The organism is Methylophilus sp. YYY-1 (genome assembly GCF_029132825.1).
Lineage (GTDB): Bacteria > Pseudomonadota > Gammaproteobacteria > Burkholderiales > Methylophilaceae > Methylophilus > Methylophilus glucosoxydans.
Genome location: NZ_WOVG01000002.1, coordinates 20798 through 42059, shown reverse-complemented (window position 1 = coordinate 42059; position 21262 = coordinate 20798). Strand labels below are relative to the sequence as shown.

Below are 21262 nucleotides of genomic sequence, written 5' to 3'. Positions count from 1 at the left end.
GCTAAAACCATTTGATGCGTATTTTCTCACATCTGCCGCGCTTGCAAACGCCACTCACCATCCGCAAAATGCTTTTAATTGTATTTTTGCTGGCGGGCCTGTTGCCGGCACTCATGGTTAGCCTGATCAGTTTTTACCAGGCAAGGCAGGCGCTACGCGTAGAAATCAAGCACGACCTGCAAACCACCGGTAAAGCAGTTGCCGAGCACGTCGACCGGGTGTTGAACGAACGTGTACAGAACGTCCGCAGCTGGAGCCAGCTTGGCATCATGCAAGACTTGCTCATAGAAGACATTGATAAACGCTTGTCGATGTTTTTGGCCGAGACGCGTAAAAGCTACGCCGAGCAATACCTCAGCCTGGATGTCATTAACCTCAAAGGGCATGTCGCGGCTTCCAGTGAGCCCGCACATATTGGCCAGCCCCTGGCAATTCCGCCTGAGTGGATGCGGTTCCAGGATGATGACCAGGTAATCACGCTTTACCGGCTGGACCATCAGCAGCTCATGATTTCGGCCCCCATCCTGTCGCAGAATACCCTGCAACCGCTTGGCACCCTGGTCGTCACCTTTAACTGGCGCGTGATTGAAAATCTGCTCGACCATGCAGCCCAACACAGCACCGAGCTGGCCTTGTTTGATCAAAAATTAAACCTGTTGGCTCAATCCAGCCACTGGGCGGATCAACAGCATAGCCTGCATGCACAGGCACCGCTGATCAGCCGCCTGCCGTTACAGGGCTGGCAGGTACATCTGAATAAAGATCACGATGAAGCCGTCGCGCCTGTGCATAGGCTGGGCATGATTTTTATTGTGGTGCTGGGCGTGACGCTGGTCTGCTCCATCCTGCTGGTGCGCCCGATCGCGCAAAACATCAGCCGACCGCTGGAAGCCTTGACCCGCTATGTACAACGCTTTCGCCAACTCGACGCCATTGCCCCGGTGTCCAGCGGGCCGGTCGAGGTGCAGTCCTTGCACCAGGCGTTTACCGACATGGTGGCAGAGCTCGCCGCCTCGGAGCAGCAACTGACACGCGCGGCCAAGCTGGCGGTGGTCGGTGAAATGGCAGCGGCCATGAGCCATGAAGTCCGCACCCCCTTGGGTATCATGCGTTCGTCCGCCGATGTCTTGTTACGCGAACCGAATCTTTCAGAAGATGGCCGAGAAGTGCTGGGCTTCATTATTTCTGAAACCGAGCGCCTTAACAAACTGGTCAGCACGCTGATAGACTCGGCCCGTCCGCGTGCGCCCAGTAAAATCCCGCTCGACCTGCAAGCGCATTTGCAGCATGTGATCGCCCTGCTGCAGGCGCAGGCACAATCCAAACAATTGACCCTGTCGCTCTCTGCCTCAGCGGCCGTGGTGGTGGAGGCGGACCAGGACCAGATGACGCAGGTCCTGCTCAACCTGCTGATGAACGCCATCCAGATTCTGCCCAAGGGGGGCCACATCGCCCTCAGCTTATGGTCAGATGCGACACATGCCCATATTTCGGTCGCAGATGACGGTCCCGGGGTGCCCCCTGCACAACAAACCCATCTGTTTGAAGCCTTTTTTACGCAACGCGCGGGCGGCGTCGGTCTGGGCCTAGCGGTGGTCAAACAAATCATGGAGACCCACGGTGGTACAATCCAATACTCAACCAGCCCCTGGCAAGGGGCGCAGTTTAACCTGACCTTGCCACTCGCAAACACTTAATTATGTCCAGTCCACAACACACCATTTTAGCCGTTGACGATGAACCCCACATGCGCAGGCTGCTCGAAATCAGCTTGCGGCAAGCCGGCTACAAAGCGCTTTCGGCAGGCAACGGCCGCGAAGCGCTCGAGCTTGTCCAGCAACAGCAGATTGATCTGGTCGTGAGCGACCTGCATATGCCGGGCATGAGCGGTTTGCAGTTGCTTGAGGCCTTGCGCAAGCAATTTGAGCGCCTGCCATTCATCATGGTCACCGCCCAGGGCGAAATCAAAACCGCCGTCGAAGCCATGAAGCTGGGCGCCAGTGATTATATTTTGCGTCCGTTTGAGCTCGAAACATTGGAAATCGCGATTCAGAAGGCACTGGCAATCAACCGGATTCAACTGGAAAACTCGTTTTTCAAGGAGAGCAGACAACCCACGGTCACCGGCCTCATCGGCGACAGCGTGCCTATGCAGTCGCTGAAACAAATGATCCAGCAAGTGGCGCCGGAAAGAGCCACTGTGTTTATTGTGGGTGAAACCGGTACCGGCAAAGAGCTGGTCGCTAAAGCCCTGCATGATGCTTCGCCCAGAAAAACCGAATTGTTTGTTGCGGTGAACTGCGCAGCGATCCCGGCAGACATTCTTGAGTCAGAATTATTTGGTCATGAAAAAGGCGCATTTACCGGGGCGGTGAAAGAGCGTGTCGGCAAGTTTGAGCTGGCCAATGGCGGCACGCTGTTTCTGGATGAAATCACCGAAATGCCGATTCAACTGCAGTCGAAACTGCTGCGCGTATTGCAGGAGAATGTGGTGGAAAAACTGGGCGGCAACCGCCAAATCGCGCTTGATGTGCGCGTGGTGGCGGCGACCAACCGCGACCCCATGCAAGCCGTCAAAGAAGGCAAACTGCGCGAGGATTTGTATTACCGGCTCAACGTGATTCAACTGCAAGTGCCGCCATTGCGCGAGCGGGGGGAAGATGTCGGCTTGCTGGCAGCGTATTTTTTGGCTAAACGCCACGGCCAGCTCAGCGAAAGCGCACGCCTGTGTTTGCATCAATATCGCTGGCCGGGCAATGTCCGTGAGCTGGAAAATATTCTTGAACGCGCCGCGATTCTGGCAGGCAGCCAAACCATACAGCCCCAGCACTTACCGGCGGACATTGCGCAATCGCCCGGCCTTGGCCCGGCTTCGTCCACCGCCAATCTAGACACGTCCGCGACTCCGGTGGAAAACGACCTCTCGATTCCGCGTGCCACGGAAGCCATTGAACGCCGCTTAATCCTCAAGGCACTTGAAGCCTGCCAGGGCAACAAAACCAAAGCCGCCAAGCAGTTAGAGATTAGCGAGCGCTCACTGTGGAACAAACTGAACCAGTACGGCCTGCGTTAATCGGCCATCCTCAACCCTGAGCGGTCCACAAGTAGGCATCCATGGCCAGAATGCCATAGGTGGTTTCGGGCGTGTAGCGTTGCGCGGGTCCAAACACCTTTCCAGGTGCCGTGCCCGACACACTGCCTGCGGCGACGAACAGCGGCATCAAATGATCTTCGGTGGCATGCGCTTGCCGTGCCCAGGCACATTCATTGCGGTAATTGCACAGCGAGTCCCATTGCTGTTGCGCGATGCGTGCCGCCATCCAGTCGGCAAATGCATCTACATAAGCCAGCGGCAGTGCATTGCGATCTGCGCTAAAAAAATCCGACAAATTATGCGTGATGGCGCCGGAGGCGAGGATCAGGATATTTTGCGCATGCAGCGCTTGCAAGGCCTGACCCAGCGCAAACTGGGCAGCAGGCGAGCTGCGGCTCTGGATTGAAAGCTGCGTCACCGGAATATCGGCTTGCGGATACATGAGCATCAAAGGCACCCAGGCGCCGTGATCCAGCCCCCGGTCAGGATGCACTTGTACAGGTAAATCATGCGCCTGCAGCAAAGCGAGCACTTGCTCCGCCAACCAAGGCGCGCCTGGTGCCGGATAGGTTTGTGTATACATGGCCGGGGGAAAGCCCGCAAAGTCATGCATGGTCTGTGGCTGGCTAGCCAGGCTCACCGTTGGCACACGCGTATCCCAATGCGCAGACACCACCAGGATCGCCTCAGGCCGGGGCAAACTGGCAGCTAGCGCGGCCAGCATTTGCCCGGTCAGGCCCGGCGCTAACGCCAGTGATGGCGCGCCATGCGAAACAAACAAAGTGCTCATATCAGCCTTGACCGCAACCTAGCGGCGACGATTATCAACACTCAACGCCCCTGGCCCGAACGCAACAACCATCAACAAGCCACCGACGATGGTCAGGTTTTTCAAAAACATGATCTGCTGGATTTGGTCTGCCATATTGTTGTGAAACATGAACGCGGTTGCCACGGTAAATACGGCAATCCCCGCTGCGGCTAGACGGGTTTGATAGCCAACCAGCAAGGCGATGCCCAGTACCAGTTCGACAAACAAGGCAATCGCATAAGCCACTTCAGGCATAGGCGCGCCGACACTTTGAATATAGCCGATGGTTCCGGCGGGATTAGCAGCTTTGCTCAAGCCACTGATGATAAAAATATGTGACAACAAAATACGGCCGGTCACACTGGCGGCGGATTGCAAAACATTCATGGGTAGGCTCCTAAAAGCGTGAGCAGGGGAATCTGCCAGCACGCATCTGATTAAAAAAGTCGGGTTCATCCGGCTCACTGACAAAACGCATTGTATGCCCGCGCCATAAAAATGATAATTACCCTATAATGCGTAAAACTGTCTCATAAAAGTTGACAATAGATGACCTCTTTTGAAGATTTGCATTTCTTTGTCGAAGTGGTGAAGCATGGCAATTTCACCACCGCGGCGCACTCGCTGGGGATTTCCAAACAGCTGGTGAGCCGGCGCATTATTGCGCTGGAAGCGAGATTGGGCATGCGACTGCTGCAACGCACCACCCGCAAACTGTCTGCCACCGAAACTGGCAAAGTGTTTTTTCAGCGGGCGCAAACAATTCTGCAAGCACTGCATGAAGCGGAGCTGGAGGTCAGTAACAGCTCAGGCGATCTGCGCGGCCTGCTGAAAATTTCAGTGCCCCTGTCTTACGCCAGCTTGCGCCTGGCGCCGGCTTTAACCGCATTCATGCAGCAACACCCGCAACTGGAAATCTGGCTGGATGCCGATAACCGGCATGTGGATATGGTCAGCGAAGGCTATGATATGGTGATACGCGTGACTGACCAGCCAGAGGAAGGCATGGTGGCACGCAAGCTGGAAGACGCCGCGATGTGCTATTGCTGCAGCCCGGCGTATATTGCACAGCATGGCATTCCGTCGACCCCGCAGGCGCTGGCCAAGCATATTTGCCTCACCCATCGCGCCAGCGAGTGGCAGTTTGTCGAGCATGACCAAATCCACCGCATCCCCATCCAGCCCAGGCTCAAGTCCAACCACGGCGAAGTCTTGCGTGATGCTGCCCTGGCCGGGCTCGGGATCACCGGGCTGCCCGCGTTTTATGTGGCGGCCGACCTGCAAGCAGGCCGTCTGGTGGAAGTGCTGGCCGACTACCGGCGACCGCAGGGGGGTATTTACGCCATGTACCCGTATCACAAACAGGTCTCAGCCAACACGCTGGCCTTGATTGAGCATTTGCGTCAATGGCTGCAAGCACCGCCTGCGGGGACAGCGATCACTGCGGTAACATAATGCGCTTGCCGCCATCCACACTGTAGCCGCCTGGACCAAAGGCGATCACAATCAGCAAACCACCGACGATGGTCATGTTTTTAAGAAACATAATGACTTGCAGCGGGTCGGCCATATTGCTGTGAAACACCAGCGCAGTGACAAAGGTAAACAGCGCAATGCCAGCCGCAGCCAGCTGTGCACGAAACCCCAGCAGCAAGGCAAGACCCAAGCCAAGCTCAACCACCAGCGCCACTGCATAAGCCAGCTGCGGCATCGGTAAATGCGCACTTTCGATATAGGCCAGCGTGCCCGCAGGATCCAGCACCTTGCCCACCCCACTCACAATAAACACCAACGATAACAACACACGCCCCAACAAACTGATCCAACGTTGCCGTACATTCATCTTGATCGCTCCTTATCATTATTTGGATTGCGCAAGCGTCGCCCGCCCCCATGACTCCACCGGCCAGTGCATTGCGGCAATCTTAACCCGCGGCGCAGCTCAAAACCGGATACCGGTGTATCACATTTGTTACTCTGCACCATTCAGCACAGAATTACCAGCACCCATTGACATTAAATAATTACAGTGTTAACTTAACATCGTTACATTTAAATTCATTGGTCAGCCATGCCCCCCAAGGTTAAGACAGAAGTCGAGAAGCAAGCGATCAGGATGCTGATCATGGATGCTGCGCGCGAACTGTTTATTCACCAGGGGATAGAAGCGGTCACCATGCGCGCGGTCGCCCAACGGGTAGGCTATACCGCCACCAGCCTCTATCTGTATTTCAGTGACAAAGAAGCCCTGATCCGGGCGGTGGTCGATGCCGATGTCCTCAAACTGGCGCAGGCGCTCAAAAGCACCTTTGAAATTCGCGACCCCTTGCAGCGATTTTTGCAATTTGGCCAACACTACATCGAGTTTGCACTGAAGTATCCCAATCACTACCGTATGATGTTCATGACGCCTCATCCACCTTTGGCCCCAGAACTGTCCAGCATCGAGCGTCACAACCCGGAGCAGGATGCTTACGCGCAACTGATTGAAGTGGTGACCAGCGCCTGGCAGGCAGGCATCTTCCGGCCGACACTGACTGACCCGGTACTGATTGCGCAGACGGTCTGGTCCGCCATGCACGGCCTCTGCGCCTTGCATATCAATATGTGTGATGACGCCTGGATCAACTGGCGGCCGGTGGAATCCCGCATGCAGGCCATGGTAAACATGTGCACGTATGGTTTTTTGAAAGCCCCTACCCATGAATAACGCTCGCCTTTATTTATACAGCCTGGCCCTCATGACCGTATTGAGCGGCTGCCAACCTGAGACAGAGGTGCCAGCTGCGCCGCGCCCGGTGTGGGTGATGACCATCGCAGACAGCGCAGTCGCAACCACCGCCCGCTACACCGGCGAAGTGAAGTCGCGCTATGAGTCGAATATTGGCTTCAGAATTAGCGGCAAAATCATTACGCGTGCCGTCAATGTCGGTGAGCTGGTTAAAAAAGGCCAACTCATTGCGCAACTGGATCCGAGCGATACCCGTTTGAATGCCCAATCGGCCAGCGCCGAAGTGCAAACCGCACAGGCCAACCTGGCGCTGGCGCAAACTGAGCTGGCCAGACGCCAGCAACTTTACCGCCAGCAATTTATTTCAAAATCGGCCCTGGACAGCTACGAGACACAAGTGAAAACCAGTGCAGCCAGGCTAGAGCAGGCCAAATCGCAAGCCGCAGTCAGCCAGCATCAAACAGGCTACACCCAACTGCTGGCAGACCGTAGCGGTGCCATCGGCATGATACAGGCCGAGCCGGGACAGGTGGTGGCCGCCGGACAAACCATTGCCCGGATTTACGACTTGCAAACGCTGGAAATCCAGATTGCCGTTCCCGAAACCGTGATTGATACCCTGCACCCCGGTGATCAGGCCAGCGTAACGCTGCAAGGCCTGTCCCACGCCTATCAGGGCCGTATTCGCGAAATTGCGCCAGCAGCCAATAGCCAGACCCACGCCTTCGATCTGCGCATCCAGTTGCTGGATGCCGATGCCAAAATCAAACTGGGCATGACCGCTGACGTGCGCTTTTTATCAGGTGCAGCCAGACAAACTATCTTGGTCCCGAGCACGGCGGTCACCCAATTTGCCGACCACCCCAGCGTCTGGGTGATAGATGCGCAACAGCAGGCACATCGACGTGCGGTGACCACTGGCAACGTCACTGAAACGGGCGTAGAAATCACCTCTGGCTTGCAAGCCAACGAGACCATTGCCACCATCGGCGTGCATACCCTGACAGAGGGCATGCGCGTGCAAGCCGTCACTCCTGGCCCGGAGGTATTGCGCTAATGAGCGAACACACCACACCAGCGCATAAAGCCACCAGCCCCTCGCTGTCGCAGCGCTTCAACCTCTCGACCTGGGCCCTCAAAAACCAGGCCCTGGTGCTTTATTTCATTTTGCTGACCTTGCTCGCCGGCAGCTTTGCCTATACCCACCTCGGGCAATCAGAAGACCCGCCCTTTACCTTTAAAGTCATGCTGGTGCGCGCCAGCTGGCCGGGCGCCTCTGCGCAAGAGGTTGAGCAGCAGATCACGGATAAAATTGAAGAAAAACTGCAAGAAATCCCGTCCATCGATTACACCAGCAGCTATTCACGCCCGGGTGAGTCGGTGGTATTTATTGTCATTCGCGATAATACCTTCTCCGAAAAAATCCCCGAGCTCTGGTATCAGGTACGCAAAAAAATTGGCGACATCCGCCACACCTTTCCACGTGACCTGCAAAGCCTGACCTTTAACGATGAGTTCAGCGACGTCTATGGCAGCATGTATGCCATCACCGCCGACGGCCTCAACCCGCAACAACTGAAAAGACAAGCCGAATGGGTAAGAGCGCGTCTGCTCAAACTACCCGATGTGGAAAAAGTTGATTTGTTTGGTGAGCAACCACAAAAAATCATCATCGAAATTTCCAATCAAAAACTCACTTCCCTGGGCATCACGCCGGCACAACTGGTGCAAATCCTGCAACAGCAAAACAGTGTCGTTGGTGCCGGGACCTTTGATGCAGGCCCGGAAAGAATCCGCCTGGATGTCAGTGGTCGCTTGCAAACACTGGAGAATTTACGCCAGTTTCCGATTCGGGCAGGGAATCAGAACCTGAGGCTGGGCGAGATTGCCACCATTAAACGCGGCTATGCCAATCCGCCGGCAGAGCGCATTCACTTCAACGGCACGCCCACCTTGCTGATCGGGGTCAGCATGCAGGCCGGCGGGGACGTCATTGCCTTGGGCAAGGCCATGCAAAGCACCATACGCAGCGTGCAAACACAATTACCGGTCGGCGTGCAATTGCATCTGGTCACCTCGCAGCCCGAGATCGTGCAACACTCGGTGCATGATTTTGTCCGCTCCCTCATTGAAGCCTTGCTGATTGTGCTGGCGGTGAGCCTGCTCTCCCTGGGCTGGCGGACCGGCATTGTGGTCGCCGTCGCCATCCCGATTGTGCTGGCCGGGACATTTCTGCTCATGGACTGGTTTCAGATTGGCCTGCACAAAATTTCGCTGGGCGCACTGATTTTAGCGCTAGGCTTGCTGGTCGATGATGCGATTATTGCGGTCGAAATGATGGCAGCCAAAATGGAACAAGGCTGGGAGCGTATGCAAGCCGCCTCGTTTGCCTTCACCTCCACCGCCATGCCCATGCTGACCGGCACGCTGGTTACAGTGGCAGGCTTTCTGCCGATTGCCACCGCGGTCTCCTCAACCGGCGAATATACCCGCTCCATCTTCCAGGTCTCGGCCATTGCACTGAGTCTGTCCTGGATTGCCGCGGTGATTGTCGTGCCCTTTTTAGGCTATCACTTGCTGCCGGATGCCGCTGCACATGCCCAACCTTCACTCTGGCGCCGGTTCAAGCAAACATTAGGCTTTAAAAGCGATGATCAAGAAGCGAGCGCTCACAACGAAGAGACACTGTATGCCACGCCGTTTTACCAGCGCCTGCAAGGTACGGTCAGCTGGTGTGTCCAGCATAAGGGCCTGGTGATTCTGGCAACCATTGCCTTGTTTGTGGTTGCCATGCTGAGTTTTGGCAAAGTGCAGCAACAGTTTTTCCCCGACTCGACCCGCCTCGAAATCGTGGTCGATTTGCGTCTGGCCGAGAATGCCAGCGACCAGTCCACCGAAGCGGCCGTGACCAAACTCGAGCGCTGGCTCAACGATTGGCAAGCAAAACATGGCAAGGTGGAGAATGTCGTGTCCTACCTGGGCTCAGGTGCACCCCGCTACTACTTGCCGCTAGACGTGCAATTGCCACACCGCGCCTTTGCCCAACTGGTGATTTTGACTAAAGACCTGCCACAGCGTGAAGCCTTGCGCACAGATCTGCTGAACTTGTTTCAACACGATTTTCCACAACTCCGCGCTTCGGTATTGCGGCTGGAAAATGGGCCACCCGTCGGCTTTCCGGTGCAGTTCCGCGTCGACGGCAAAAACCTGAAAGCGATACGCGAGGTGGCGCACCAGATTGCAGACGCGATGCGTGCCAACCCGCACCTGATCAATGTGCAACTGGGCTGGGAAGAACCGAGCAAAGTGATCCACATTGAGGTGGACCAGCACAAGGCGCGCCTGCTCGGCATCCATTCGCCAGACATCGCGCAGTTACTCAACACGCAGTATTACGAACAGGTGGTCAGCGAGTTCAGGGAGGCGAATGAGCGCATAGACCTGGTCATGCGTAGTCCGGTCGATGAGCATGCGCAACTGTCGCAAATCGGCCAATTAACCGTATTAAGCCAGAATGGCGAGCGCGTGCCGCTGGCGCAAGTGGCCACCATTGAATATGGGTTTGAAGAAGGCGTGATCTGGCGTCGCAACCGCGTGCCTTCGCTCACGGTGCGTGCGCATTTGCGCGGCAAAATGCAGGCACCGGTGGTCTCCGGCCAGGTGCAACAAGCCATTGCCCCGATTTTGCAGCATTTGCCGGCAGGCGTCACCGTAGAAACCGGTGGCGCGATTGAAGAGTCCGCCAAAGGCGCCAGCTCGGTGGTTAAAGGCGTCCCGCTGTTTTTAGCCGCTGTATTCACGTTGCTGATGCTGCAACTGCGTAGCTTGGCTAATGTCTTTCTGGTGGTATTGACCGCGCCCTTGGGCATGATAGGCATTAGCTTTGCCCTGCTGATTTTTAATATGCCGTTTGGCTTTGTCGCCATGCTGGGCAGCATTGCGCTCTCCGGCATGATCATGCGTAACTCGGTCATTCTGGTCGACCAGATCAATCAGGATATTGCCGAGGGCGCCTCGCTCGAGCAAGCGGTAGTGCAATCGACCGTGCGCCGCTTCCGGCCGATTGTACTGACGGCCGCTGCGGCCATTCTGGCCATGATTCCGCTGACGCGCAGCGTGTTCTTCGGACCGATGGCAGTCGCGATTATGGGTGGGCTGGCCGCCGCCACCTTGCTGACCATTTTGTTTGTGCCGGCACTGTATGCGTTCTGGGCCCGTTTGACCGACAGAACCATGCAATCATGGCGCAATCAATGATAGGGCGCGATTAAAAAATTTCGACGCCGCATAGATGGAATAGGTAAGGCGCAATTTTTTATGCGCAACGCAGTATCGCAACGAAAGTTGAATGAATAGAAGTGCCCTATAATGTTTTTTCTCTTTAACCGGATAGTGGGATTCAAAAATGACAGACCAGGCAACCGCACGTTTTAACATGATTGAGCAACAAATCCGCACCTGGGAGGTGCTGGACCCGCAAGTATTGGCCACGCTGAGCAACACGCCGCGTGAAGCATTTGTGCCAGACGCCTACCGCGGCCTGGCGTTTGCCGATATTGAAATCCCGCTGGACATGGGGCAGCACATGCTGAGCCCAAAAATCGAAGGGCGTTTTTTGCAAGCGCTGCAACTGCAAGCTAAAGACAAAGTGCTACTGGTCGGCGCTGGCAGCGGCCATCTGGCCGCACTGATGGCGCAACACTGCGCACAAGTCACTGCGCTGGAGATCTTCCCCGAGCTGTGCGCGCTGACCGCGAAAAACCTGGCTAACCAAGGCATCCAGAATGTACAGCTGATTGAGGCCGATGGTCACAATGGCTATGAAGCCAAAGCGCCTTATGACGCCATCGTATTTACCGCCTCCAGCCCGGTTGAACCCGAAGGCGTGCGCTACCAGTTGAGCATTGGTGGCCGTATGCTCATCGTGCTGGGCAAAGCCCCGGTCATGCAGGCGACGCTGGTACAACGTCTGGCCGAGCACAGCTTCAAACAAGACGTCCTGTTTGAAACCAGCCTGACTGAAATGCAAAACGCACCCCAGGCCCTGGCCTTTACTTTTTAACATCTCATGTCTGTTTAATGCCTTATGTCTAGCCCTGCCTATTTGAGAGTAGTGATGCTGATTGCCAGCCTGTGGTGGTCGGCACACGCCAGTGCTGCCGCGCAAAGCCTGGTAGACGTGTATCAGGAAGCCCTCGCCAGTGATCCGGTGCTGGCCTCGGCGGGTAGTGCCAATCAGGCTGCGCAAGAAGTGATAGAACAGGCCAAAGCCGGCTACCGTCCTTCAGTGAATTTTACGGCGGGCGCGAATGCCAACCGCACCGATTTAAAAATCGTCGGTAGCCAGGCGCCCTTCCCCGGCGGGCGCAACAACTACGAAGCTTATCAGGCACAGCTACAAGCCAGACAACCGCTTTTCCGCAAAGAAGCCCTGGAGCGCATAGACCAAAGCAAGGTGCAGGTGAGCATCGCTGACAAGCAATATCACCTGGCACAACAAAACCTGATGTTACGCACCACGCAGGCCTATTTTGAGGTGCTGCTGGCGCAAGACCGCAACATGCTGATCACCGCGCAAAAAGAAGCCATTCAGCGCCAGTTGCAACAGGCCAAGGCCAATTTTGAGGTGGGCACCACCACCATTACCGACGTCAATGAAGCGCAAGCGCGCTATGACCTGATCGTGGCGCAAGAGCTGGCCGCACTCAATGACATTGATATTGCCAAACGCAGCCTACAGGCGATCACCGGCAAATTGCCAGAACGCCTGGCCAGTGTGCGCGAAGATATCCAGATCAGCCCCAGCCTCAAGCCCATGCAAGAATGGCAAGAGGTCGCCCATGCCAGCAACCTGAATATCCAGATTCAGCAAGAAACGGTACAGGTGAATGAAAAAGATATCGAAATCGCACGCGCCGGGCATTACCCCACCGTAGATGCCGTCGCCAACTATCAGGACAGCTACGCCAATGGCGGCCAGTACGGGTTTGGTGCCGACCTGAAAAGTGCCAGCATAGGCGTGGAAGTCTCTGTGCCGCTCTATCAAGGGGGGGCCGTGAATTCACGCGTGCGCCAGGCCGCCTACAATCGGCAAAAAGCTCTCGATGACTTACAAAACGTCATGCGCCAGACCACCCTGGAAACCCAACGTGCCTACCTCAACCTGAACACCAGCATCGCGCAGGTAAAAGCGCTTGAGCAAGCGCTCAAAAGCAGCCAAAGCCAGCTCGACTCCACCAAGCTCGGTTACGAAGTCGGCATACGCACCAGCGTAGATGTACTCAACGCCCAGCAGCAATATTACAGCGCCAACCGTGATTTATTGCAGGCCCGCTATAACTACCTGGTGAACATCATCCGTTTGAAAACCGCCAGCGGCATCGTCTCCGAAGCCGACCTGCAAGATATCGACCAACAACTAGCCAAGAGATAAGCCCATGAAGCCAGTCATTGCCACCACCGATGCCGTTTGGATGCTGATTGATATACAAACCCGGCTCTGTGACGCGATGCAACCTGAGCCCATGGCCGCCGTCATCAAAAACATTCAGCGCCTGATTCAAGGCGCCCAGCTCCTGAATATCCCGCTCTGGGTGACTGAACAATACCCGGAAAAACTCGGCGCAACCCTGCCCGCGCTGCAAACCCTCTTGCCCGATTACACCCCTCGCACCGCAAAACTCGCCTTCTCCGCTTGGCACGAGTCCAGCTTTCAGGAATCCTCCGTCAGCGTCGCCCCGCAAGTCGTGCTGTTCGGCCTGGAGACCCATATTTGCGTGCAACAAACCGCCCTAGATGCACTGGCTGCAGGCAAACAAGTGTTTATCGTGGAAGATGCCGTCATCTCACGAAATGAGGCCAACCGCAACAATGGCATCGAGAGAATGCGTAATGCCGGTTGTATCATCACAAATACAGAATCCATGCTATTTGAGCCCATGCAAGGCGCCACGCATGCGCAATTCAAGGCCGTGTCGGCACTGATTCGCTAGCTAGCTGGCTGCACCAACGCCTTTAGCGTATTTGGATGCGGGAAATAAATACTTCGTTACCATTTTTCAGGCTTAGTCAGAGATGAAAATATATTCGGTGAGATATATTTTCATCTCTTCCTCTCTAAAATCATAAAATATATGCGTTCCGATATATTCCTTTATTTTGAAAAAGATCTGGAATAGAATATATGCGATCATATATTTTTGGGGAATTCGCATGAAGGTTCCGATTAACTCACCAGCAGATTTGGGCGAAGTCATTCGCGCTACACGCAAATCAAATAATCTTCGTATGGATGATTTGGCTGGTATTGCTGGCGTGGGGCATGTTTTCGTGGGCGATGTCGAATACGGAAAAGAAACCGCCCAAATCGGCAGAGTCATGCGGCTTTTAGGAGAGCTGGGAATAAAACTGTCTGCCGAGGTTCCAGCTTCTGCAGAAGCCTATCTGGGCAAGATTCGTGACCAGAACGGCTTGGTACGTCCCAGCCAACGCAAGACCCAAAAAGGTACTCAATGAAGCGAATATTGCTCGCTTATATCAACGATGCCCATGTCGGCACATTGGTCGCTGAAGACAATATCTGGAGGTTTGAATACACAGATACCTGGGCCACGGATAACAAGGGATACGATCTTTCTCCAAATCTACCCAGAGTAGATGCTGAAGGCAAACCCAGCATTCACATTGACGGTAGCACGACAAGACCTGTGCAATGGTATTTTGATAATTTGCTTCCTGAGGAAACGTTACGAACGATCCTAGCTAAGGAAGCCAAAGTAGCCATAGAAGATGCGTTTGGATTATTAGAAGCTTATGGTCGAGAATCTGCGGGATCGTTAACGCTCCTTCCTGAAGGCGTACTTCCAGAACAGGGAGGAAAGAGAAAGCTCTCCCTAAAAGAGCTATCTGATCGCATTAAAGCGATGCCCAGAATTCCCTTGAACGCAGATTCACCGAAGAAAATGTCCCTGGCCGGTGCTCAACATAAGCTAGCAGTCATCTATCAAGATGGGGAAATTTATGAGCCAGATGGCCAGGCAGCCTCAACACACATCTTAAAACCTGAGCATCCAGAAAAAAACCGCTACCCGTCGACCGTTATCAATGAGTACTTCACCATGCGCGTTGCAAACCTGGCAGGATTGGATGTGCCTAAAGTATATCGACTGTTTTGCCCAGAGCCGGTGTATCTCATTGAGCGTTTTGACAGGGCTATACATCAAGATGGCAGAGTCGACAGGCTCCATGTGATTGATGGATGCCAACTCCTCAACATAGACCGCGTATTTAAATATGATGCAGCCAGTACTGAATCACTTGCAAAGTTAGCTCAGCGCCTTTCAGTCCCGGCTGTCGGAAGGCTATGGTTTTTCGATTGGATAGTCTTTAACATTCTGATGGGTAACGGAGATAACCACCTCAAAAACATCTCTTTCATGGTTTCCCACGATGGCATTCAAATTTCACCATGTTATGACCTTTTGAGTACAGCCGCTTACGAGACGCAAGCCATAGATAAAGAACATGCTAGCTGGCCTAAAACAGATTTCCCCATCAGACTGGGCCAAGCGCAAAAGTTTTTTTCAGAGATTACACGTGAAGATATTATCGAAACCGGTAAAAAACTGGGGTTAAGTGGAGACACTGCCACCCGCAGATTAAATAATCTGCTCAAGAAAGTACCGCTGGCATTCAGTCATCTGAAAAGTGAAATTACCATCGAAAACGCTAAACTGCCTGAGGACGCACGCTGGAAAGTAGAGGGTGATGGCCGCATGATAGGGATTATGGAAAAATACATCATGCATCCGATGGTGAAACAACTCAGCGGGATGGATGACAGAAACTAACCGAAAAATGCCGTCGAAAGAATATGCAATCCAAGGCAGTGATGGCATTGCTTCGCTCGCTCCTGATTAAAGTCTTCTGCGATAATGCCCGGTTATTTTAGAAAGCTGGGCATATGAATCAAATCGAATGGAATGACTTCACGAAGGTTGAGTTACGCGTTGGCCGCGTGATTTCTGCGGAGGTATTTGCAGAAGCACGCAAGCCAGCCTACAAACTACACATCGACTTTGGCCCAGAGATTGGCCTGCGTAAATCCAGCGCGCAGATTACAGCGCACTACAAGCCAGAAAATCTGATCGGCAAACTAGTGGTCGCCGTGGTTAATTTTCCGCCCAAGCAAATCGGGCCGTTGATGTCAGAATGCCTGGTAACGGGTTTTCATGATGCTGAAGGAAGAGTGACTTTATGTGTGCCGGAACATGTGGTTCCGCTTGGCACCAAACTACTCTAAATTCTCACTTATTAGAAAACTATGTCATCGCTGGAATTAGCGTTGACGGTTGGTTATCGCTTCAACTCTTCAAACTTTTCAGCCATCGTCGGATTACCTTTAGTCAGTTTCTTGATAGTCACATCTTGTGCTTTGTCATTGGCTAAACGCAGATTCCGGCTGGTACTTAGCAATGCATCCTTAGTTTTTTGCAGATGATCGATGGATTTATCAATCTCATCAATTTCCCTCTCAAAGTGATTTGAGGCGAACTCATAGTTACGAGAAAACGCGTTTGTAAAAGCTTCACGCTCATTCTCAAAATTAGTGATGTCGATATTCTGTGCTCTTACGGTAGCCAACCCCGTTTTGTATTTCATTGAGTTTAACGCTACATTACGCAACAGGGTAATCATAGGAATAAAGAACTGCGGGCGTACCACATACATTTTAGGGTAGCGGTGAAACATATCGACGATGCCCTAATTGATATGAGTTATTAATCGTGGATTAAATGGCAACTTGTAAAGAGTCTTAAATAAATTTATGCTAATGAAAAGCAATAACTAAATTAAAAATCAAATTTATAAAAGGGAGATACACATGCTGCAAAAGCTCGAAAATGCATATCTAGCCATTCTTCGGTTTGTTGTCATTCTTGTCGCAGGCCTTCTACTGGTGGCAGTAGTAATCCTAGTTTTAAACTCAATGAAGGCATTTAAATCCGAGCCTATAGTAAAAAAAGCTGAGCCACATGTTTCACATGAATTTGTTATTAAACAATTAACAAGCAAAGACACCACCAAACAGAGTGGTAATGCTAAGTTGGGAGATAGCTCTCCCTCGGTAAACGATCCAAACAATAAATATTATGACCAGATCGCGACTAGTCTAATTAAGTTTGTACAAAAACACGCAGAAGGATATGAATCCATTAATAAATCTAAAATTATTGAGTATGTAAAAAAGCAGGCTAACACACATACCGAGGAAGAAACCAAAACAAAATATGCGAAGGGACTAGCTTCAACAATCGATAAAATTCTAGATTCACCGCAAATTACAAAAATGGCAAAGAATCAGGCGCCAGTTGATATTGTCGAAAAGGTAATGGATTCTTATTCGACTGAATTTGCAGCACAAATTGAAGAAGAAAAACAAAATGCCATTTACGAGCAACAGTTATACGCAGCTCGGAAGGCAGAGGCCATTCAGAGTCTTTATATTGCTGCTGGAGCATTCGGTACATTTCTTATGATTGTTTTCATTTCAATTATTATCCGAATCGAAAGAAATCTGAGACACCTAGATCCCGCCCACAAAAATTAGTGAAGAATAGTGGATGCTTTATCAGCTCAGCAAATAAATATAATCATCCAAAAATTAAAATCATGAATATAAACTTCTCATTCAAGTGCAAGACATGCAATGAAATAACAAATGCTAGAGTTGGTCTTTCAAACCGAGACGTTCAACCTTTTAAATTTTCCTGCCAATCTTGTGGCTCACCAATAGAGTTAAACCTTACACAAACTTCATTTGAGTCTATAAATGGAGCTGAAGTACTTGAAGAAACACTAGAGTTTGATGAGAAAACCAGCTTTGTTGATTTACATTTGGATTTTCCAGTGTCTTTTGCAAAGTATCAAATGGGCTTAACTCCATTTATGCGAGCCATTCAAAGAATTGGATTTGAAAACTACGCGGCTCACAACCATCGGTTAAATGCTTTAAATCAGTTGTATAGACTTTCCCCAGAGTTAAGGCAAATAATTAATCAATACTCCAAAAACATTGAATTATTTTCACGCCTATGTGAATCGAAGTTTGGAGTAAAGGTTAAATCAACAAGTCCTCAAGATATTAACGCTGCACTATATATGGTAATTGCAAAAGTGTTCTTTGCCTTTGCTATGCCAAATGACAATGCAGAAGCAGTTGAAAAATATTCAAAAATAACAATGCAGTTATCCGAAAAAAATAAAAATGCTTTGGATAACTTCATCAAAGAAATAATCGATACTGGATTTCTAAAAAACATCCAAGAAGATTGTTTAGAAATCTATCCGAAACTACTTGAAGCCGAACTCCCTATGAGACCAGCATTATTTCTCGACTTTGACGCAAACTATCAGAAGGAGTTAGTTGCTTTCAGAGTGTCAACTGATGACTTTCAAATGTATAAAGATTTGTACAAGGACATCTCAGAGATCATGTCTCGCCAGTTAGTGTTAGTAGCTGGAATAAATAATTTAATTCATCGCGGTAATCACAATGAATTTAAAGAAATTGGGAAGCACACACCAGCAAGCCTACATGACTACGCGGATGTAGCATTCGGATTAAAAATTAGCTTTCTTGATGATAGTTGGTACGTAATTGACGATGGTGTTGCTGATAATCAACTTAGAAATTCAATTGCTCATTACAAAGCTGAATACGATGATATAACGCAATTAATCACATACTTTCCACGTAAAGAGGGAATTAAACAAGAAAAGTCTGAGCAAATGTACTTCATTGACTTCATGAGGAAGATATTAATCTCATACCGAGAAATGCACAGACTGCATCAACTCATTAAGTGCCTTTTTAATTATTATTTTTTTATTTATAAAAAATAACCCCTACAACGATTATGAGCTAAATTAACGGACCCAATATTAAACTTGTTAGATGTATTTTCTACCCATTGAAGGATCTAACATGAGACGCAAGCCGTGTATAGATAAGCGTTTCAACTTCGGGCGTGTCTAGCTCACCTTGGAATTATATGCACCTTAGCATGCGTCACCCCCGTCTGTGACGAGATAGCATTCACACAAGCCTCCACTTCGGCAATCTTGCCTTTCAAAATCACCGTTTCCATGCAGTTGTCATGATCCAAATGCACATGCTGGGCAGCGATAATCACGTCATGATGATCGTGTTGTAGTTGATTCACCCGGCTAGCGAGCTGGCGTTCGTGATGATCATAGACATAACTGAGCGAGGCAACGCACTCGGCCTGTGCGTGATCCACATCTTCAATCACAGCTTCATCGAGTGCTTTACGGACGAGGTCACGAAAAGCTTCTGAGCGGTTTACGTAGGCCCGCACGGCGACCAATTGGTCAAAGGCGTCGGCCAGGTCATCTTCCACCGAAATTGTAATGCGTCGCATAGATCATGCTCCTCGTTAGAAATGATAGGTGAGTGTCAACCGTGCAGCCCTAGGCTCTACAGGGTGAAAATGAATATCATTGACCGGAGCCGCCTCGCCTTTGAGTTGTGATCCGTAGTAGTAGTCGATATCACTGGCTTTGCGGTTAAACAGGTTAAATATGTCCAGCGTCATGCTGGTTTTCGGGTTAAAGCGGTAGCCGACGCGGACATAGGTGAGCAAGGTCGCGTTTGACTGGACCGTATTGTCTGCCACCAGTGGCCGTGGGCCAAAGTAGCGGAGTTGCACGGCGCCAAACCAGTGACCCCATTGGGTTACGGTGGCGCCTAGCGAGGCCACTTTATTGATGGATCCGGGAATAAAGTGGCCTGGGTCATTGGGGTCTTGTTGGGTAAAGCGTGCTTTGGAGAGCGCAATATCCATATCCAGCAGTAACCAGTCATTGACCACATAATGGTTGTTCCACTCCACGCCATAGCGACGGCTGGCCAGGCTGGGTTCGGTTTCACCAGCGTCGCCGACAAAGACCAGCTCAGAATCAATATCCAGTTGCCACACTGCCAGCGAGCTTTGCAAGCCGGGCATCCATTCTGAGCGCACACCGACCTCACTGCCACGCGTGCCGACCAGGGGCGTGACGGGTGAGGCAGGGTTGCCATCGGGCAAGCGGGTTTGCGTGGTGCCGCGGGCATCGTTACTGTGAAAGCCTTTGCCGAGATTATAGAAAAATTCGGTATGGGCCCACGGCCCGAAAATCACAGATACTTTTGGCGAGACGATGCCATCACTGACACGGCCTGAATTACCCTGAAGTGAGCTGTTCACGTCGAACTGGTAGCGGTCATAACGCAGGCCAGTGACCGTGCGCAGTTTGTCGTGCCACCAGACGGTGTTTTCGGCATAGAGGCCCGCGCTGCTTTCTTCTACTTTGTCTGAGCGGATCAGCGACAAGCGCTGTTTTTGTGCCGTGTTGTATAGCGCAACCGGTGACAGTTTGTCGTAACGCGTCTGCAGCCCTAGCTTGTTTTCGATGGGCAGGCCAGCAAGCTCACCGAGCCAGGTCTTGCTGAGATGCGCGCCCAGCATGGTGCGTTTTTCACTTTGGTTAAACTGGTCGCCATTGACCGGATCATTGAGAAAGTAGGTGAAATTGCTATATAAATCGAGCGCAGAGCGCACGGCATAGGCATTGATTTGCCAGCCGCCCTGCGCGTCACGGTGCTGCTTGCTAAACGACAGGCTGTAGCGCGATGCATCACCGTCATCGGTCAGGTCTATGGCATCAAAGCGGTTGATCTGCCCTGCGCGGACGGCGCGTAACGGAATCTGGTCGGTGCTGTTCCAGCGGTTGTGATAGGCCATGGCGGTCAGGCTCATGTTGTCGTGCGCATCCCCTGTACTAAAACGCAGGACGCCATTGTATTTTTTGACGCCTTCGGCCACTTGCCAAGGGCCGTCATAGCGATTGAGTTCTAGCGCACAGAGGAGCTGGCCGTTGTGCATGGCCTGTGAATCTGCCACCAGCATACGTTGATAGTCGTAACTGCCCAGCGTGAGACTGGCGATGCCTTGCGGCAATCGATTGACCAGGTGCAAATGCGCAGCACCGGCAGAGGAAAAATCCCCCTCCTCCGCTGAATAAGTGCCCTTTTTATAGTGGATATGGCTGACCAGCTCGGGGATCAGGAAATTCAAATCGGTATAGCCTTGGCCATGTGCATGGGTGCGCATATTGACCGGTATCTCGTCCACATAGGTGGCAAAGTCGGTGCCGTGATCAAGGTTAAAGCCGCGCAAAAAGTACTGGTTGGCCTTGCCACTGCCGCTATGCTGGGTAACGATCATGCCGGGGACAAATTCGAGCACCTCTCCCACCCGTGAAATGGGCCGGTTTTGAATCAGGCTGGCATTCACGCGCCCCTCGCTGGCGGCATCAGACGAACCGACCGCGTTGTCATAATGCGCACGCACGGGCACTTCATCGAGCGTGAGCGCCTCACTGGCGACAGTCAACCGGGATAACAGCACCGTAACCAGGCCGAGACTTAGCCGTATGATCTTTTTGTTATTTTTCATACGGCGGCATTATGCGCGAAAACAGAGTGACACCCTATAAGTAAATTAACGCAAGACGCGGTGCGCTGACGCCAATAAAAAAGCCCGCTGGCGCGGGCTTTTTTAGA

20 protein-coding genes are annotated in these 21262 nt (G+C 52.0%); 14 read left to right on the top strand and 6 right to left on the bottom strand.

The window, feature by feature from the left end; translation table 11 throughout:
* Positions 1-14: 14 nt before the first annotated feature.
* Positions 15-1697 (top strand): HAMP domain-containing sensor histidine kinase, encoded by a 1683-nt coding sequence (locus GOC95_RS06800; RefSeq protein ID WP_275356432.1) that lies wholly within the window; start codon positions 15-17, stop codon positions 1695-1697.
* Between the two features lie 2 nt (positions 1698-1699).
* The gene (locus GOC95_RS06795) at positions 1700-3073 is read left to right on the top strand and encodes a sigma-54 dependent transcriptional regulator (RefSeq protein WP_275356431.1); all 1374 of its coding nucleotides are present in this window, start codon (positions 1700-1702) and stop codon (positions 3071-3073) included.
* Between the two features lie 10 nt (positions 3074-3083).
* Here GOC95_RS06795 and GOC95_RS06790 read toward each other — a convergent pair whose 3' ends face one another.
* Both GOC95_RS06790 and GOC95_RS06785 read right to left on the bottom strand, forming a co-directional pair.
* Positions 3084-3884, bottom strand: a complete 801-nt coding sequence (locus GOC95_RS06790; protein ID WP_275356430.1) for a class III extradiol ring-cleavage dioxygenase — start codon at positions 3882-3884, stop codon at positions 3084-3086.
* Positions 3885-3902: 18 nt separating this feature from the next.
* On the bottom strand, positions 3903-4292 hold the full coding sequence (locus GOC95_RS06785) for a DoxX family protein (RefSeq protein WP_275356429.1): 390 nt from the start codon (positions 4290-4292) through the stop codon (positions 3903-3905).
* A 162-nt stretch (positions 4293-4454) separates the two neighbouring features.
* Between GOC95_RS06785 and GOC95_RS06780 the strand changes: the two genes are divergently transcribed.
* Positions 4455-5360, top strand: a complete 906-nt coding sequence (locus GOC95_RS06780; protein WP_275356428.1) for a LysR family transcriptional regulator — start codon at positions 4455-4457, stop codon at positions 5358-5360.
* On the opposite strand, the gene GOC95_RS06775 is transcribed toward GOC95_RS06780, so the two are convergent.
* The gene (locus tag GOC95_RS06775; protein WP_194749749.1) at positions 5344-5748 is read right to left on the bottom strand and encodes a DoxX family protein; all 405 of its coding nucleotides are present in this window, start codon (positions 5746-5748) and stop codon (positions 5344-5346) included. The two genes, GOC95_RS06780 and GOC95_RS06775, sit on opposite strands and share 17 nt — an antisense overlap.
* 228 nt (positions 5749-5976) lie before the next feature.
* On the opposite strand from GOC95_RS06775, the gene GOC95_RS06770 reads away from it, so the two are divergent.
* The 9 genes from GOC95_RS06770 (at position 5977) to GOC95_RS06730 (ending at position 15937) form a co-directional block, all read left to right on the top strand.
* Positions 5977-6615 (top strand): TetR/AcrR family transcriptional regulator, encoded by a 639-nt coding sequence (locus tag GOC95_RS06770; protein ID WP_275356427.1) that lies wholly within the window; start codon positions 5977-5979, stop codon positions 6613-6615.
* The gene (locus GOC95_RS06765; protein WP_275356426.1) at positions 6608-7693 is read left to right on the top strand and encodes an efflux RND transporter periplasmic adaptor subunit; all 1086 of its coding nucleotides are present in this window, start codon (positions 6608-6610) and stop codon (positions 7691-7693) included. The genes GOC95_RS06770 and GOC95_RS06765 overlap by 8 nt, the downstream gene beginning before the upstream one ends.
* A complete protein-coding gene (locus GOC95_RS06760; RefSeq protein WP_275356425.1) occupies positions 7693-10893 on the top strand; it encodes an efflux RND transporter permease subunit in 3201 nt (1066 codons plus the stop codon). The genes GOC95_RS06765 and GOC95_RS06760 overlap by 1 nt, the downstream gene beginning before the upstream one ends.
* A 148-nt stretch (positions 10894-11041) precedes the next feature.
* Positions 11042-11698 carry a protein-L-isoaspartate O-methyltransferase gene (locus GOC95_RS06755; protein WP_275356424.1) on the top strand — a complete coding sequence of 219 codons (657 nt, stop codon included), beginning with the start codon at positions 11042-11044 and terminating at the stop codon, positions 11696-11698.
* Between the two features lie 24 nt (positions 11699-11722).
* Positions 11723-13069 (top strand): TolC family outer membrane protein, encoded by a 1347-nt coding sequence (locus GOC95_RS06750; protein WP_275356423.1) that lies wholly within the window; start codon positions 11723-11725, stop codon positions 13067-13069.
* Between the two features lie 4 nt (positions 13070-13073).
* Positions 13074-13628 carry an isochorismatase family protein gene (locus tag GOC95_RS06745; protein WP_194749755.1) on the top strand — a complete coding sequence of 185 codons (555 nt, stop codon included), beginning with the start codon at positions 13074-13076 and terminating at the stop codon, positions 13626-13628.
* Between the two features lie 220 nt (positions 13629-13848).
* Entirely contained in the window at positions 13849-14151 is a 303-nt protein-coding gene (locus GOC95_RS06740; RefSeq protein WP_275356422.1) for a transcriptional regulator, read from the top strand.
* Positions 14148-15485: a HipA domain-containing protein gene (locus GOC95_RS06735; RefSeq protein ID WP_275356421.1), complete on the top strand. Its 1338-nt coding sequence runs from the start codon at positions 14148-14150 to the stop codon at positions 15483-15485. Before GOC95_RS06740 ends, GOC95_RS06735 begins: the two co-directional genes overlap by 4 nt.
* Before the next feature lie 113 nt (positions 15486-15598).
* Positions 15599-15937: a tRNA-binding protein gene (locus GOC95_RS06730; RefSeq protein WP_275356420.1), complete on the top strand. Its 339-nt coding sequence runs from the start codon at positions 15599-15601 to the stop codon at positions 15935-15937.
* A gap of 53 nt (positions 15938-15990) precedes the next feature.
* Here the strand turns inward: GOC95_RS06730 and GOC95_RS06725 are convergent, their stop codons facing one another.
* On the bottom strand, positions 15991-16386 hold the full coding sequence (locus tag GOC95_RS06725; protein ID WP_275356419.1) for a DUF2130 domain-containing protein: 396 nt from the start codon (positions 16384-16386) through the stop codon (positions 15991-15993).
* Positions 16387-16519: 133 nt separating this feature from the next.
* Between GOC95_RS06725 and GOC95_RS06720 the strand changes: the two genes are divergently transcribed.
* Positions 16520-17245: a hypothetical protein gene (locus GOC95_RS06720; protein WP_275356418.1), complete on the top strand. Its 726-nt coding sequence runs from the start codon at positions 16520-16522 to the stop codon at positions 17243-17245.
* A 62-nt stretch (positions 17246-17307) separates the two neighbouring features.
* Positions 17308-18540, top strand: coding sequence for a hypothetical protein (locus GOC95_RS06715; protein WP_275356417.1), 1233 nt, complete (start codon positions 17308-17310; stop codon positions 18538-18540).
* A gap of 134 nt (positions 18541-18674) precedes the next feature.
* Here the strand turns inward: GOC95_RS06715 and nikR are convergent, their stop codons facing one another.
* Together nikR and GOC95_RS06705 are read right to left on the bottom strand one after the other, a co-directional pair.
* On the bottom strand, positions 18675-19079 hold the full coding sequence (nikR, locus tag GOC95_RS06710) for a nickel-responsive transcriptional regulator NikR (protein ID WP_275356416.1): 405 nt from the start codon (positions 19077-19079) through the stop codon (positions 18675-18677).
* A gap of 15 nt (positions 19080-19094) precedes the next feature.
* Positions 19095-21155 (bottom strand): TonB-dependent receptor, encoded by a 2061-nt coding sequence (locus tag GOC95_RS06705; RefSeq protein WP_275356415.1) that lies wholly within the window; start codon positions 21153-21155, stop codon positions 19095-19097.
* Positions 21156-21262 lie beyond the last annotated feature (107 nt).